The organism is Planctomicrobium aquicomposti (assembly GCF_051466325.1).
In the GTDB taxonomy this organism is placed as follows: domain Bacteria; phylum Planctomycetota; class Planctomycetia; order Planctomycetales; family Planctomycetaceae; genus Planctomicrobium.
Window position 1 is genome coordinate 3,770,224 of the sequence record NZ_CP195792.1, and the last position, 15,432, is coordinate 3,785,655.

General features: G+C 59.9%; 14 protein-coding genes, 1 other RNA gene and 1 pseudogene. 12 read left to right on the forward strand and 4 right to left on the reverse strand.

Features of this window, described 5'->3' with window-relative positions:
* Positions 1-15 precede the first annotated feature (15 nt).
* Genes SH664x_RS14560 through SH664x_RS14570 form a run of 3 tightly spaced genes read left to right on the forward strand, consistent with a single transcriptional unit; the run spans position 16 to position 1,900 of the window.
* Positions 16-261: a hypothetical protein gene (locus SH664x_RS14560; protein ID WP_437202095.1), complete on the forward strand. Its 246-nt coding sequence runs from the start codon at positions 16-18 to the stop codon at positions 259-261.
* Entirely contained in the window at positions 261-602 is a 342-nt protein-coding gene (locus SH664x_RS14565) for a hypothetical protein (protein WP_437202096.1), read from the forward strand. Before SH664x_RS14560 ends, SH664x_RS14565 begins: the two co-directional genes overlap by 1 nt.
* A complete protein-coding gene (locus SH664x_RS14570; RefSeq protein ID WP_437202098.1) occupies positions 599-1,900 on the forward strand; it encodes an MBL fold metallo-hydrolase in 1,302 nt (433 codons plus the stop codon). The genes SH664x_RS14565 and SH664x_RS14570 overlap by 4 nt, the downstream gene beginning before the upstream one ends.
* A gap of 13 nt (positions 1,901-1,913) precedes the next feature.
* Here SH664x_RS14570 and SH664x_RS14575 read toward each other — a convergent pair whose 3' ends face one another.
* Complete coding sequence (locus SH664x_RS14575) at positions 1,914-2,741, reverse strand: hypothetical protein (RefSeq protein WP_437202101.1); 828 nt, start codon at positions 2,739-2,741, stop codon at positions 1,914-1,916.
* Between the two features lie 197 nt (positions 2,742-2,938).
* Between SH664x_RS14575 and SH664x_RS14580 the strand changes: the two genes are divergently transcribed.
* From SH664x_RS14580 to SH664x_RS14590, 3 genes are all read left to right on the forward strand, one after another.
* The gene (locus SH664x_RS14580) at positions 2,939-3,334 is read left to right on the forward strand and encodes an HTH domain-containing protein (protein ID WP_437202104.1); all 396 of its coding nucleotides are present in this window, start codon (positions 2,939-2,941) and stop codon (positions 3,332-3,334) included.
* Positions 3,335-3,609: 275 nt separating this feature from the next.
* A complete protein-coding gene (locus SH664x_RS14585) occupies positions 3,610-4,224 on the forward strand; it encodes a hypothetical protein (RefSeq protein WP_437202107.1) in 615 nt (204 codons plus the stop codon).
* Between the two features lie 270 nt (positions 4,225-4,494).
* Positions 4,495-4,740, forward strand: coding sequence for a helix-turn-helix transcriptional regulator (locus SH664x_RS14590; protein WP_437202110.1), 246 nt, complete (start codon positions 4,495-4,497; stop codon positions 4,738-4,740).
* 14 nt (positions 4,741-4,754) lie between these two features.
* Here the strand turns inward: SH664x_RS14590 and SH664x_RS14595 are convergent, their stop codons facing one another.
* Positions 4,755-5,165, reverse strand: coding sequence for a hypothetical protein (locus tag SH664x_RS14595; RefSeq protein ID WP_437202113.1), 411 nt, complete (start codon positions 5,163-5,165; stop codon positions 4,755-4,757).
* Between SH664x_RS14595 and SH664x_RS14600 the strand changes: the two are divergent.
* Positions 5,049-5,762: pseudogene (locus tag SH664x_RS14600) on the forward strand (tyrosine-type recombinase/integrase); the annotation flags it as partial. The gene SH664x_RS14595 and the pseudogene SH664x_RS14600 overlap by 117 nt on opposite strands.
* Before the next feature lie 273 nt (positions 5,763-6,035).
* On the opposite strand, the gene ssrA reads toward SH664x_RS14600, so the two are convergent.
* Both ssrA and fae read right to left on the reverse strand, forming a co-directional pair.
* Positions 6,036-6,395: a transfer-messenger RNA gene (gene ssrA / locus SH664x_RS14605) on the reverse strand.
* 287 nt (positions 6,396-6,682) lie between these two features.
* Entirely contained in the window at positions 6,683-7,183 is a 501-nt protein-coding gene (gene fae, locus SH664x_RS14610) for a formaldehyde-activating enzyme (protein WP_437202115.1), read from the reverse strand.
* A 412-nt stretch (positions 7,184-7,595) separates the two neighbouring features.
* On the opposite strand from fae, the gene SH664x_RS14615 reads away from it, so the two are divergent.
* From SH664x_RS14615 to SH664x_RS14635, 5 genes are all read left to right on the forward strand, one after another.
* Positions 7,596-8,204 (forward strand): hypothetical protein, encoded by a 609-nt coding sequence (locus tag SH664x_RS14615; protein ID WP_437202117.1) that lies wholly within the window; start codon positions 7,596-7,598, stop codon positions 8,202-8,204.
* 322 nt (positions 8,205-8,526) lie between these two features.
* Positions 8,527-9,441 carry an SgcJ/EcaC family oxidoreductase gene (locus SH664x_RS14620; protein WP_437202120.1) on the forward strand — a complete coding sequence of 305 codons (915 nt, stop codon included), beginning with the start codon at positions 8,527-8,529 and terminating at the stop codon, positions 9,439-9,441.
* Positions 9,442-10,075: 634 nt separating this feature from the next.
* Entirely contained in the window at positions 10,076-11,917 is a 1,842-nt protein-coding gene (locus tag SH664x_RS14625) for a tetratricopeptide repeat protein (RefSeq protein WP_437202122.1), read from the forward strand.
* A gap of 338 nt (positions 11,918-12,255) precedes the next feature.
* On the forward strand, positions 12,256-13,815 hold the full coding sequence (locus SH664x_RS14630) for a sensor histidine kinase (RefSeq protein ID WP_437202124.1): 1,560 nt from the start codon (positions 12,256-12,258) through the stop codon (positions 13,813-13,815).
* On the forward strand, positions 13,787-15,265 hold the full coding sequence (locus SH664x_RS14635) for a sigma-54-dependent transcriptional regulator (RefSeq protein WP_437202125.1): 1,479 nt from the start codon (positions 13,787-13,789) through the stop codon (positions 15,263-15,265). The genes SH664x_RS14630 and SH664x_RS14635 overlap by 29 nt, the downstream gene beginning before the upstream one ends.
* Positions 15,266-15,432 lie beyond the last annotated feature (167 nt).

The window sequence follows — 15,432 nt, forward strand, 5'->3', positions numbered from 1 at the left end:
TTCAGAGACTCAGCGATGAACGACCCGAACCGACAAGACGGCGAACTTGATCGACTGCTCCGAACGGCTCCCGCAGCCATCGGGAGTGGAGTCCGGAGCGGTGTCCGGGGCGTGGCTCTGTTCCTGGGGAGCGGAGTGGCCTACGGAGCCTTGATCGGGAAGATCGAGCAACTGTTTTACGAGATCCCGTATATCGCCTTGACGCTGTGGCTGGTCACTGGCGTGTTCATCTTCCGAGCCTGTGATCGAGGGGATCTGTGATGACCGAGTCCCCACGTTCCCAGCGACAGACCACAGAAAACGTCGGCCTTAGGTTCGAATTGACCGATGCAGAGAGGAACTTCTTCGCCAACTATTGGTGCGAGACAATGGCCCTCACCCTTGGTCCCGCCCTATCGTGGCTCAAAGAGAATGGGATCGAAGTCAACGCCATCTACCCGTTCACGACGCTCTTTCAAAAGGAGATCGATCTCGCCTTCGGACCGACCCAACCGGACCATTGCGTGACCCCCTGGGATTCCGTCGAAGAATTCCGAGCACGTTCAGAGGAACTTCGTCCCCTAATGGACCAGCCTCCTGCCAAGAAGGGAAGCCCATCATGAGGCTGACCATTCACCGGGGCACGCACGAGATCGGCGGCAACTGTCTGGAGGTTTCCTCTGGCAACAGCCGGATCATCCTCGACATCGGACTGCCACTGTTTAACGAGGACCGGGAGCCACACGACACGGGAGCCTTGAGACGGCAGACTCCGGAAGAACTCCGGCTGACTGGAGTGCTCCCCTCCGTTCCCGGCCTCTTCGATGACGGTCCGACCGTAGACGCGATCCTGCTCTCCCACGCCCATGAGGACCATACCGGTCTGCTCCGTCACTCTCGAATGGACATCCCGATCTACGCCAGCGTCGGCACCAGTAAAATGATGCTGGCCGGGACCAAGTTCGCCGGTCAACCCGCACTGCCCAGGGAACGGCATCGCGAACTGGCATCAGGGCAACCCGTCCAGATCGGTGATTTCACCGTCACGCCCTTCTCAGTGGACCACTCGATCTATGGCAGCCAGGCGTTTCTGATCGAAGCCGAGGGGAAGACGGTTCTCTACTCCGGTGACCTGCGACTCCACGGACGCAAACCCGGCATGCACCGGGCACTGGTCGAAGCGGTGAAAGACCGAAGCATCGACGTGTTGCTGATGGAAGGGACGCACATCGGCCATCCCGACCATCGAGGACCGAATGAATACGACCTGGAAAACCAGATCGCCGACCACATCCGATCGGCCACCGGACTGGTTCTGGCCTCGTTCTCACCCCAGCACGTGGATCGGCTGGTCGGGTTCCTCAGGGCCACCAAGAAGACGGGCCGAACATTCGTCGCCGACGCCTACACGGCGTTCGTCATGCACCTGATCGCCTCAGAGACTCCCGTCCCCAGGCCGGAGTCCACGGAATGGGTGAAGGTCTTCTTCCCGAAGTTCTTCGAGGAGAGTTACCGGAGAAAACAACTCGAAGGATTTGTCTCTTTGATGTCCCGGGCCCGGATGGAGATAGAGGAAATCCGGTCGAATCCATCCCGGTACGTGATGCTCTTCCGCCCCAGCATGCTGGAGAGCGACTTCGGCGGCGTCCTTCCCGTTGGCAGCCGCTGTCTCTATTCCCGTTGGACCGGGTACTTGGACCGGCCAGACTGGCAACCTGTCCGTAATGCCCTGCAGTCAGCACTGGGCGACTTGATCGAAATCCACACCAGCGGTCACATTCATGCCGCCGACATTGCGGAACTGGTCGGGCAGATCAAAGCCAAGGTGGTCATCCCAGTCCACACGTTCGAACCGGAACGATTTCATACCATCGCTGCCAACGTCCGGATTCTGAAGGATGGAGAGACGCTGGAACTGTGAGCCAACCACGGACTCAATTGACCAGCGGAAAGCCCACCAGTGGCTGAATCGCCAAGCCATCGACATTCAGATCATGCCCGCTGATGCTGACGAACGAGACGGGCAGGTTCTCCGTCTCGAATTCACTGAGCAATGTTCGGAATGACTCCCATGTCTCACGTGTGACCGTTCGTCCCTTCTCGGTGATCGGCAGCCAGTCAATCCAGAAGCTAGCTGGGGCTGCGGCGACCAAAGGGACTCGCTCCAGCTTCAACGGAATCTGAGTAATGACTTGAACCGGAAGGTCGAGTTCTCTCAACCGGGCAATCCATTCGGGTCGGAAGAGGTCCCAGTTCTTCCGGAGAGCGATCGCGTACGCCGCCGCCTCCAGCACCATTCGGAGTGGAGTCTCAGTTGCTTCAGTCTTTCCATCAGACAGGGCATCGGGAGCCTTCTTCAGTTCGACGACCACGGGCAAGCCATCAGCGGTGACGCCCAGCAGGTCAATATAGCCCCAGCTTCGTTTCTGTTGCTGGTCGAATAATGGCACCTGACACGCCACGAGACGACTCCACGCACGGGGAACCGGCCACATGCCCGTTGCTCCCCACCGCCGCATCATCGCGGACTCCAGCCGACGTTCCTGCTCACTTTCGTGGATTTCCTCTGCCACGTTCCGATCCAGCCGGAATCCCTGCTGACGCACTGGTGCAGCGGCATACGTAGCGGTGATCGCGGCCGACAACTGGCCCCTCTCGGCCAACGCCCGAGACTGCACTCCGAGATGAGCCTTCTGGCACCAGACATCCTTCAGGATGTGCAGTCCCTCCGCGGGCTGGTGACCGTAGAACGGGTCCGACATGGCCTTCCTTTCTTCACTGGCGAGGAAAGCCACGATCTTCCGAAACGACTGTGCCAACAGTGGGACACACCTCAATCGACGCCGCTCAGAAGAGAGCGGAAATCACCGTCTCAATCCCGGTTGTCCCACTGTGGTCATTGCCATCTGCGACGCTCTACCCCGACAAGAACTCTTTTCGGGGGCAGCGTGGACGCAGGATGGCCAAGAAGCAGCGATCAGATGCAGACCGCAGGGTCCGCCAGTGCGAGCGGCTGGGGCGATTGCTCCGCCTGCTCCACCTGATCATGGGCAAAGGCCGCTGGGACGCAGGCACTCTGGCCGAAGAACTCGAATGCTCCCGCCGGACGGTCTACCGGCTGCTCCAGACGCTCTCGATGGCCGGCGTGCCGTGGTACTTCGACGAGACCACCCGCTGCTATCGAGTGCGGCCGGGATACAAGTTTCCTGGTCTTGAGGGACTGACGACCATCAGCAGCAAATCCGTCGAGCCCGCCCCTTTGGCCGCGGCCGCACGACAATTGCTTCTGGACGGAGAGCAATTCATGGAGTCGCTGCGGGCCTTCTGTGAAAAGCTCGAAGGTCGCGACCGATAACCGGCAGTGCTCCTGCTGAAGGAGCGGGAGATAGCATCTCGGCGACGCTGGTTTCCGTGTTTCCTCCGCACCCTGTCAAGGTGATTTACGTCAATCTGACCGGATTCTCCGCCGGATAAAACTCCCACAGGCTGGGAACTGAGCCGATCTCGCGTCCGGAGGCATCGACGAAATCACTTCGGCCGTCAAACGTCGTCGTAAAATGTGGGCTGCAATTCGGGGGATCGTGTCGTCCCTGAATCGAAGCGGCCCAATCCTGTGAGCGAGAGCGATCCATGAACGATGTGGAAGTGACGAAGTTTGATGACTACTGGAGGACCATCACGCGAAATGAGGAGTTTATCAAGGAGCACGCCCATCATGGTTGCCCGGACTGGCAAGACACGTGGCACAAGGATCTGGAAGATGCCTACCATCAAGTTAAGCCGTTGCTGGAATCAGTGACAGCACGACGTGTCTATTGCGACTTGCCGGGGGATCTCACTTCCATCGATGCCGAGAACTATCACCACGCGTTAGTACTCGTTCTGAATCCACCTGAGCGGTGGTTCGGCAATATGGCCGTGCTCCGCTCGCCGAAGTATCTGGAGTTGAAGCGAGCCGCGGCAGAGGAGGAAAGGACGGTCGCACGATCATTCCCCACGGAACGCTCTACGGAAGCAGTCCCATCTCTGCTTGAACGTTTGAACGACACGGCCATCACGCTCCTGGAATCGATGGATTTGCAAGCCCCACTTTCCCTAAAGGAAGTCGCCGACCGAGCCGGCTATACCTACGACGTCGTTCGACGCTATTCGAAACCTCTCCAAGAGGCGAAGCTGATCAAGAAAGTCGGGCAAAGAGGGTTTGTCCGGCTGATCCGACTGCATGCGGACTGTGACGCCATGTGAATCACAACGACACACAGACCAAGCACACGTCAGACACAGACAAATCGTTGTTCGTGCTCAACAATTCTCGCAATGACATTGGTCACCGCCGCGTGGCGGAACGATCAAAGGGCCAATCACCATTCGAGAGCCATCAATGAGCGGCCCCTTCTGTCATGCACCCCGGCAACGGCCAAAGTTGCTCAGCCGGGTAATGCGGGTATTGAGAGGAGTCTGAACCGAAACTTGTCGGGCACGTCAATGGCAGTGCCCCAGAATGGAGATTCATGAATGGCAACGATCCAGGAAACCCAACAGTCAACCCAGTCCGAAACGGCGAGGCCGCTATTGGTATCCGTCGAAACATTGGCCGAGATGCTCGATATCTCGCCCCGTTCCGTCTGGCGACGGCTGAGCAGCGGCGAAATGATCGAACCGGTTCGCATTGGCAGCAGCGTCCGCTGGCGTCTTCGGGATGTCGAGGCATGGGTTGGTGCCGGATGCCCCACCCCTGTCTCCGAATGGAATGGGAGGTAAGCTGTGGCATCGCTCTACAAGTCTACAAGAAGGGGCGTGACAAGAAAAAGAAGCACGCCCCGTGGTACATCGACTACCTCGACCACAACGGCCGGCGGAGGACCGTCAAGGGATTCACCGACAAGTCGAAATCCGAGCAGCTTGCGGCGAAGCTGGAGATGAATGCCCAGCTTCGCCGAATGGGGATGATCGACCCGCAGCAAGAAGAACTTGCAGAGCGGAAACGATCCGGCGTCGAAGATCACCTCCAGCAGTTTGAGAAAAGTCTCGCCCGTCGCAAGAACACGGCCAAGCACGTCCAACTGACGATGGGCCGGGTTCGCCGTGTGATCGACGGCTGTGAATTCAAAACGCTGGGCGACATCAAGGCTGACGCCGTGGAGTGTTTCCTGGGAGAACTCCGCGAGGACGAAGGCTTCGGGCATCGCACCTACAACCATTACGTGCAAGCGTTCGAGCAGTTCTGTTCCTGGCTGACGGCCAAGGGGCGTTTGGCGGTCAACCCTGTCCTCGGGTTGCCTCGGTTGAACTGTGAAACGGACGTTCGCCGCAAGCGACGAGCCCTTAGCCCCGATGAATTCGGCAAGCTAGTCCAGTCAGCCCGGTCGAGCACCGAGTTGATCCAGTGCTTCGACGGCGAGACGCGGGCCAGGATCTACATCCTGTCGTACATGACCGGCCTTCGCCGGAGTGAGTTGGCGGGCCTGACGCCGGACAGCTTTAAGCTCGACGCGACACCAGCCACGCTGACGGTCGACGCCACGATCTCGAAGCATCGCCGAAAAGACACGCTGCCGCTCCATCCGGAGTTGGTAGGAATGCTCCGTGGCTGGCTGGCGGGGATGGAATCGGGCGAGTACCTGTTCCCCCGGTTGGCTCGGCGGCGAACCTGGTTGATGGTCAAGAAGGACTTGGAGCGGGCGGGCATGCCCTACGTCACGCCGGAAGGCGTGGCCGACTTCCACGCCGCCGGTCGCCACACCCACATCACCGGGCTGCTCCGCAATGGGGCGACGCTCCCGGAGGCGATGAAGCTCGCCCGGCACGCTGACATCAAGATGACGATGAGGTACACCCACATCGGCATCGAGGATCAGGCCAAAGCCCTGGCTGGCCTCCCGAATCCTTGTCAGCACATTGTCAGCATTTCAGACGACTTTGGGGGGCAAACGGCGTCGGCGGCCGTCGCTGACGGGCACGCCAATGGCCCTATGTCCGTTGATGCAAGTCTTGGAGAATTGGCAACTTCTGACGCTGACCAACAAAAAGGGGCATCGGATGACTCCGATGCCCCAAAGTGGAGGCGGCGGGAATTGAACCCGCGTCCTGAGAGCCCTGAGATGCAGTCTCTACGTGTGTAGTTGCTTGCTTCCGAGTGTCATTTCCTTTGCGACAAACAACAAACCCTCCGGAAATCAGGTTGCTAAAGTCTCACCGACGAACAACACAACCACGCGCCCGTCAGCCAGCCTGAATTTGTAACCAGCTTTCGGACTCCTCAGACGGGGATTCCTGAGCCGGGGAAGCCTGTATTAGGCAACCAGTGCGTACTGCTTGTTGGCAGTTATTGTTTGATCAGCTTTTTACGTGGCCAACTGATCAACCACGACACGCCACTGTCACCCGCGGAGAACCAGTCGAATCCGATCGCCCCCGGTGCTTTTGGCGGATCTATCATACGGTTCCCGGGCCCCACCCTCAAGGGGCGTTTTTTCGACTTCGCCCGGAATCGACACCGGACGCCAACCCTCCGGGTGCTGCTTCCCCAGGCCAAACAGCCCCACTCGGTGCTTCACGAACAAAAAAATCCCCCAACCACGCGGACAGGGGGATTCGTCGGTGCCAGATTATCTGCCTGGATAGTGGATCGCCGTCCGTCTGCCAGATTGAGCGCGGTGACAGAATGCCGGGAGTTCACCATCCAGCGGGCCGAAGCCCGCAATCAGGCCTTCTTGAAGAACGGATGTGCCGAGGCGGCCTTCTTGGAGAGCATTTCCGCAGCGCTGGGCTCGTCCTTCATGGCGCGCTGCAGCGACAGCTTGGTGGCTTCGTAGTTGTACTGGTAGATCTTCTGATCGTCGCTGGCGTCCCAGTGAATGAAGACACCGCAGACGATGCAGAGCTTGTCGGCCTGGTCCTTGGGAATGACGCCCGATTCCACGGAATCGGCGACGGCGTCAGCGACAGCCCGCTGTGCGGGGCCGAACATCTGCACGGCCTGCTTGGCACCTTTAATCGTCACTTTGGTGATCATGACGGTTGCGGGCTTGACGAGCAGATTCGGTTCGAGCACGGCCATCAGGTTGCTGTGTCCAGCAGACTGGTTGGCCAATGCATTGGCGAATGCGATGCCGGCGGGGCCCGACTTTTCACCGATGATCAGGTCGATGTGCGCAACTTCATTGCCTTCACCGACGAGCGCTTCACCAACATGAAATGACATCCAGAATCTCCTCAGAATTTTTGCAGAGTTGTATTTTCACCCTCAAATCATGCGGAGTCATAGCAGTGTCTCCGCATGATTGCCAGCGCAAGAAGTCTGCGCTCCCATAGAAATTTCAGGGACTCTCGTGTCTGACGGGAGGGAAACTGGCGGCGGGGATGCCGCCGTCGTCGGAAGCGAGCAGACCGTGAGCATTCTGAACGCGAGAAGCCGCACAGACTGTTCTCGTCGCGTGATGCGCTCGCGCAGGTCGCGTCACGCCTCCGGAGTGACGAGCATTCTGCGTCGATCCAGAGCAGTTGCTCTCACCAGTGTCCACGCGGCAAGCGGTTCGTCTGGCGAAATGCTGAGATCCGAGTGACGACGAGGGGGCAATCAAAGTCAAAGTGCTCGAGCTGTAAGGTCTAAATCCATGCCAGAACGGTTTACGGAAAACGGAGCGTTCACAGCCGAATTTGCCCGACAGCGACGGGACCAGCGGACCTGGAGGCTGGATCGTGGACTCGTCAGGGAGCTGCGACGTCTGATCAATGGCCGAACTGCCTTCGATTTTGGAGCGGGAATTGGACTTTACTGTGCGGAGTTAAACTGCTGCGGAGTGGATGGGATTCCCGGTATAGAAAACCTTTCCGCGGGGCGCGTCCACTGGGGGGACCTGACGTCGACCGAGTTGAGATTGCCGGAGCACGAGGTGGCTCTCTGCCTGGAAGTCGCAGAACATATTCCCCCACAGCGGCAGTCGATCTTTCTCGATCATTTGACGCGGAGCTGCCAACTGTTGGTGCTCAGCTGGGGAGGACGAGGGCAGGCCGGGGTCGGGCATGTCAACTGTCTGGACGAACCGGATGTCAGGGCCCTGATGGAGCAGCGGGGCTTTCGCGTCGTGGCGGCGGAGGTCCATCGACTTCGCAAGGCCGCTTCCATCTCGTGGTTTCGGAAAAACCTGCTGGTCTTCGAGCGCAGAACTGAAGCTCCTCAGGCGAGCACGTTTCCTGTCGGCAACACTCGACCGGGTGGATGATTCCGGCTGGCAGCACGAATCGCAAGGCGAGTTGTGCTGCGGCAACGCCGGAGTCATCTGTTCCGGTCCTCCGCAGCGCAGTCGCTCCGCCGGGCAGACTTCGATTCACGACACCGCAGGCTGACGGTACGTGAACAGGTTGCTCTACGCGACATTCCGCGGTCGACAAGAGGAGTTTCACTGCGGAACCTGAAACTTCAGGCTTGTTCGCTTCAGATTCGTATCGCGTCGGAAGTTCGGGGTTATAATCAAAATGTTGACGACACACAGCGGAGGTTCTGCGCCTTCGCTTCTCTGCAATCATGAAGAGGGGAGCTTATTGATGTTCAGCCGATCGCGCATGGGTGCTGGCCTCGGGGCGCTGTTATTCTGCCTTTGTTCGCTTCAGGGGCTGTGGGCGGCAGAGGACGACGCTGCCGTCATTGAAGAGATTCGAAAAGCCGCTGACGAGAATGTTTCTGCGTTCAACGCCGGGAAACCGGCCGAAGTGGCCGCCGGCTTTCTCCCGACAGGCGAATGGATCGATGAGCACGGCACGGTCTATCAGGGACGGAAAGAACTGGAAGAGGTCCTGACCGCCTACTTCGAAAAGTATCCCGAAGCCCGCATGATGATTGTTGTCGAATCGATCCGGCTCCTCGGCTCCGTTGCCATTGATGAAGGAGTGAGAGTCGTCACCACGAAAGACGGGACCCAGACAGCCAATATCCGTTACCTGGCAGTCCGACAGAAAACGGAACAGGGGTGGAAAATCGCCTCGCTGCGAGACTTTGGCGACGAACTGCCGCTGACTCCGCATGAACGCCTGCAACCGCTCGCCTGGCTGGTGGGGGACTGGGTCAATGAAGGATCTGACGGCACGGTGAAGATCTCTTACGCCTGGTCCGAGGACAAGAACTTTCTGGTCGGGACGTTCGACATTACGTGCGAGGGAGAGCCTCCCATGAAGAGCACCCAGCGGATTGGCTGGGATCCTCTGACAGGCAAAGTCCGTTCTTGGCTGTTCGACTCGGATGGGGGCTACGGAGGGAGTCTTTGGACAGAGTCCGCTGAAGGCTGGGTCATGAAATCTGAAGCGGTGACTCCGGCGGGTGTGCTGGGGTCGGCGACCGTCACCCTGATTCAGTCAGGTCCCGATCGTTACACGTTGCGCGGGACCGATCGCATTATTGGAGATGACCACGAAGAAGACTTCGAACTGGAAGTCGTTCGCAAAGCACCAGCCTCAGGGAAATAGGGCATCCGTCCAGTTCCGAACCTTTTGGTATTCAGTTTGATCAACAAACAATCAGGTTCCGCAAGACAAGGACCGCCCCCACAAAGGTGAGGTACGAGTCTTTGAAAGTTATCGAGAGCTGCTAGCTCATTATTACTGCCCGCCCGGCACGCGATTCGATTGGCCAATCTCCGAACCTGCAGGACCAGAGCGGGCAGACTCAAAATTAAAATATTCCAGAAGGGAGCAGGACATGCTCAATTGGATTGGAAAATGGCGCCGCACAGCCTGGATTCTGGCTGTGCTGGCGGGCGGGATCTGGAGTTTTGAATCCCTGGCACTGGCTCGCCCGTCGATGGGCAGGGCAGGGGGTGCTGGAGGAGCCCGCCCCTCGGGAGGTGGACGCCCCTCAATGGGGGGCGGCAGACCCTCGTCCGGAGGTGGACGCCCCTCAATGGGTGGTGGGAGACCCTCGCCCGGAGGAGGTCGCCCTTCCATGGGGAATGTTGGCGGAAATCGACCGACCCCCACTCGTCCCAGCGGGAACATTGGGAATCCTGGGAACCGTCCCTCGATGGGGGGCTTTGGAAATCGTCCGGGTGGTCGGCCGAATGCAGGCGCAAACCTTCCTGGAGCGGGAACACGCCCCGGAGGAGTGGGGAGTCCCAACTCTCGACCGACGGGAGGCCCCTCGACACGGCCGGGAAGCGGCGGAAGCAGTGTCCGTCCGATTCCATCGGTCGGCGGCGGGAACCGCCCCCAGCTGAATAACCCGGGGAACTTCCGGCCTGCCAATCGTCCCTCCCTGGGCGACAGGGATTCACGACCGAATTTTGTCGGGAACCGCCCCAGTCTGGGGAATGTGACTCGACCCGCTCCACTCCCGGGGGTCGGTGGCAATCGCCCCGGGGACAATCGCCCGGGAACCCGACCGGGGGGAGGAGATCGTCCTGGTGCGGGGGGGAATCGCCCCGGCGGAGGAGATCGTCCCGGAATTGGAGGAAACAATCGGCCCGGGCGGCCCGGTGGTCCAGGCCCCGTGGATCCCGGTCGACCGGGAACCCGTCCCCAGCGTCCTGGAGGAGGGGACCGTCCGATCATTGGCGGCAATCGCCCGAATCGCCCGGGAAACTGGAACCGTCCCGGCGGCAATAACAATAACATCATCATCGGCGGGGGATCACACAATCGCCCCGGCTGGAACGGCCGTCCGGACTGGGATCATCGTCCCGGTGGCAACCGTCCGGGCTGGGATCACCGACCCGGTTGGAATCATGGTCCGGGCTGGAATCACAATCATGGCTGGGGAAATCGTCCGGCCTGGGACCGTCCCAGCTGGAACCGCCCTGGCTGGGGATGGGGTGGAGGAGGCTGGCAGAACAACTGGCGCCGGTATGCGATCAACAACCGCTATCACTGGTATCATGGCCCGTGGGGCTATTGGGGGAGCGGCTGGTATTCACCACTCGCCTGGGGAGCAGCCGGCTGGGGTCTGGGGGCGTGGACATCGACCTGGGGATATGGGGGCGGGTACGGATACGGGTATTACAATCCGTATTACGTTACCACCGCACCGACGGTTTACTATCCCTATGACTATTCGCAACCCGTGGTGGTGAATAACTACACGCTTGCGAATGATGTTGATCCGGGGGTCGCTTCGATTCCCTCGCAGGCGGACACCACCTCTCCCGGCATGCAGGCCTTTGATCAGGGACTCGCGGCCTTTAAAGCTGCCGACTATTCGCTTGCGCTCAATCAGTTGAATACTGCCCTGAAGGAGATGCCGGGCGATCCGGTCGTGCATGAGGTGCGGGCGCTGACGCTGTTCGCGCTGGGAGACTACCAGCAAGCAGCCGCAGGACTGAACTCCCTGTTGGCCTCCGCTCCGGGCATGGACTGGACAACCGCCAGCAGCCTGTATGGCAATCCTGCAGACTACACGACGCAGTTGCGGCGGCTGGAAGCGTTCTGTAAGGATCATCCCAATGATCCTTCGGCCCACTTCGTGCTGGCGTACCAATACCTGGTGACCGGAGCGCAGGATGCCGCGGTCGATGCGCTGCAGGTGGTGGTGAAGAACCAGCCCAAGGATGTCGTGGCCAAACGCATGCTCGACGCCCTGGCTCCTCCCGCGGCAGAAGCAGCGGCAGCCCCGGAACCGACCACGCCTCTTCCGGCACCCTCGGCGGTGAATTCCGCTGATGCGCCGGAAACAGACCTTGTCGGAAGCTGGCGCGCCAGAGCCGGCGACACGACCATTGAACTGACGGTCAGTGAAGACTCGCAGTTCGTGTGGAAGGCGACTCCACAAGGCCAGCCTCCCATCGAACTGAAAGGGGATCTGAGCGCAGAAGATGATGAAGTCACCCTCGACAGTGATTCGCAGGGGGCGATGTCCGGAACGGTGACCTCACAGGGAGCGGACAAATGGCGGTTTAATCTCTCGGGGGCTCCGGCCAATGATCCGGGCCTCACGTTTGAGCGGGTCCGTTGAGCGTCTCCGGGAGCAAGCCGGGTTGAGTTCGAAGCGTGGTTGCCTGCAAGGGGAGCCACGCTTTTTCCTTGACCGACGGCAACCGGAAGACTTCTCCAGGAGTACAGAGGACCAGCCTGAGATTACGCGGAAGTAATCTCTGTGAGACACTCTTCTGCCGGTCGACGATTAAAGTATTCTGACTTTCCCGCCCCTCATCCTGCCACAGCAAGTTGATTTTTCAATCGATGCGTGCGGTATCGGGCAAGGGAAGGAACATGCCTCTCTCGGCTGTGCACCGACATGCTCTCTGTTAGTCTGGGTGGGGACCCTCTTCCGCAGTCTTTGGCGAATCGCTCATGCATCCGCTCAATGCCCGATTCATGTTGCGGATCGTGGCCCCCACGGTCGCGATCAGCCTGCTGCTGTTCGGTCTGGGAGTGGCGGCTGCCTGGAATGTGCAGCGTCAGCAGGAGCGCAGTTCCGAACTGGTGGCGCTGGAAGTGCACAACATGGTCGCTGCGCAGGAACTGGTGCTGGCGATTCCCGAACTGCGACACCTGCTCCAGCAGTCACTGCGGGGTGATGACCGCCAAGCTCTTCGGCGAGCCGTGGAACAGCGGGTCCCCATCGAAGAAAAGCTGCATCGCATCCACGAACTGTCACTGGCCGACGATGGGCAGGAGAATGTCCGGCGGCTGGCGCAGGGACTCACCGGATTCTTCTCGGATCTGGAGAAAGTCGAGCGGGTCGAAACCCGGGAAGAACGGCAGACAGCACTCGAACGGCTGCTGGATCACGAACTGGAGGAGCAGATCCTGCAGCCGGCCCGCAATATCGTGCTGGCCAATGGAGAAGCGGTCGATCGCACAAACATCGCGAACCGTCACACGACCGACCAGATGCGACAGGCGTTTCTGCTGCTGGGGATCTGTGGCGGAGCAGGGGGCCTGATCGCCGGTCTGGTCATTGCCCGGGGCATCGGCCGCTCGATGATTCGTCTCGACATCTCCGTGCGTGGAGCTGCCGACAAACTGAAAGAAGTCATCGGCCCGGTCCAGATTTCCACGGTGGACGGCTTCCCCGATCTGGAGCGGGGGCTGCAGCAGATGGAGAACCACATCACCACGGTTGTTGAAAAACTCCAGATTCGTGAACGGGAAAGCCTGAGGAACCAGCAGTTGGCCGCCGTGGGTCAACTGGCAGCCGGACTGGCGCACGAGCTGCGCAATCCGCTGATGCCGATGAAAATGCTCGTCCAGAAGGCCCTGCTGCGGGAAGATGGTACGATGCCCCGTCGACAGCTGCAGGTCCTCGATGAGGAGATCAAGCGGCTGGAATTGCTCGTGCAGGAGTTTCTGGATTTTGCCCGGCCGCAGTCTCTGCAGAAGAAGCCGGTTGATCTGCACGCGATTCTGACGCAGGCACTGGAACTGGTGGCCGCCCGCGCCCGCGTGCAGGAAGTCGAGCTGAGCGAGTTCCGGGGAAATCGCCTCCTGATCAGCGGCGACCCGCTGCGGCTGCGACAGGTGTTGCTGAATCTGTTGCTGAACAGCCTCGACGAGCAACCGCATGGGGGACGGATTGATATCTCCGTCAAGGAATTGCCGAACCTGATTCCCTACGGGCCTTGCGTTGTCATCCAGATTTCCGATCGGGGGCCCGGCGTGTCCGACGAGATCATGGAGCGGATCTTTGAGCCCTTCGTCAGTACCAAAGAGACCGGCACCGGACTCGGCCTGTCGATCTGCAAACGGATTATGGAAGACCACGGGGGAACACTGCTGGTGAAAAACCGCGATGGCGGGGGAGCCGTGTTTGAAATGGTGATCCCGCGCAGCGCCCCGCCGGATGCAACTTTCGAATCGGAATCACAACTGGGAACATGCGATGAAGCGTCGGCTGCTGGTAATCGATGATGAACCGAATATCGTGTTTTCCATCCGGGAATGTCTCGGCAGCGAAACGCTGGAAGTCCTCTCGACCGGCTCGGCGCGTGAAGGGATCCGGCTCATCGGAACGGAACGTCCGGACGCCGTGATTCTGGATGTCCGGCTGCCGGATATGTCCGGGCTCGATGCCTTTGACCGGATCGCCAAGCTGGAGCCCCGACTCCCGGTCATCATGATTACCGCTTACGCATCGACCGAGACCGCCATCGAAACGATGCGTCGCGGCGCCTTCGAATATCTGGTGAAACCGGTGGACTTCCAGCAGCTGGAGGCAGCGGTGACAAAGGCACTGGAGGTCAGCCGGCTGAACCGTGTCCCCGCATTGCTCGGAGAAGACCTGCCCGAGTCGGTGGGGGATCGAATTGTCGGCCAGTCTCCCCCCATGCAGGAGGTCTATAAGGCGATCGGTCGCATCGCTCCCGCGGAGGCTCCGGTCCTGATTCTCGGGGAAAGCGGCACCGGCAAAGAACTGGTGGCGCGGGCGATCTACCACTACAGCAAGCGAAGTCAGAAGCCGTTTCTGGCCATCAACTGTGCAGCACTGCCCGAGACGTTGCTGGAAAGCGAACTGTTCGGACACGAGGCCGGTGCCTTTACCGGCGCCGACCAGCGACGGATCGGCAAGTTCGAACAGGTTCACGGCGGGACGATTTTTCTCGACGAGATCGGTGACATGAGTCTGCCGACGCAGGCGAAAGCGCTCCGGCTGATTCAGGAGCAGAAGTTTCAACGTCTGGGAGGCACACAGACCGTGGAAACAAATGTCCGGATTATTGCCGCCACGAATCAGGATCTGGAAAAGCGGATCGCCGAAGGGAGTTTCCGGCTCGACCTGTTCTATCGCCTGAATGTCTTCTGCATCCGGCTCCCCGCCCTGCGCGATCGGCCGAGTGATATTCCCGAACTGATCGAACATTTCATTCGCAGAATCAACCATGTGCACAACCGGCGCATCAGCTCGATCACCCACGAAGCACTGCAGCTTTGCCTGGCCTATCACTGGCCGGGAAATGTCCGTGAGCTGGAAAGTGCGGTGCGGTTCGCCATCATTCGCTCAGCAGGAGATGTGATTACACCCGATTGTCTGCCCGAGCCCTTGCGACGCGCTCCGGAGAAAGAGGTCAAGTCCCTGCCATCTCCGGCAGCAGGTATGGCGGCCTTTGATGTTCGCCAGTATGTCAGAGCCCTGCTCGACGGGAACGTGGCCGACATCTACCACAAGGTCACGCGGGAAGTGGATCGAATTGTCCTGGACGAGGTGCTCCACAGCGTCGATGGCAATCAGGTGCAAGCCTGCAAGAAGCTCGGCATCGCCCGCATGACGCTGCGCAGCAAATTGCGGACACTCGACCCGCAGGCAGGGGAGAGTTCCCCTGTCACCCAGGATGCCGATGCCACTGGCGACGGTCCGTTGTAAGGGGCCGTCCCCTTCAGAGGCCCAGCCCTGATTCTCCTGAAACACAAAAACCCCGGGCTGTCAGGCAGCCCGGGGCATCGTGCATCGTCTTTCAGCTCTTCCCGTCCCCGCCACGCAGAATTGTGCGTTGTGCAGGCACAACTCTCGCAAAGTGAAGGCAGGAACGT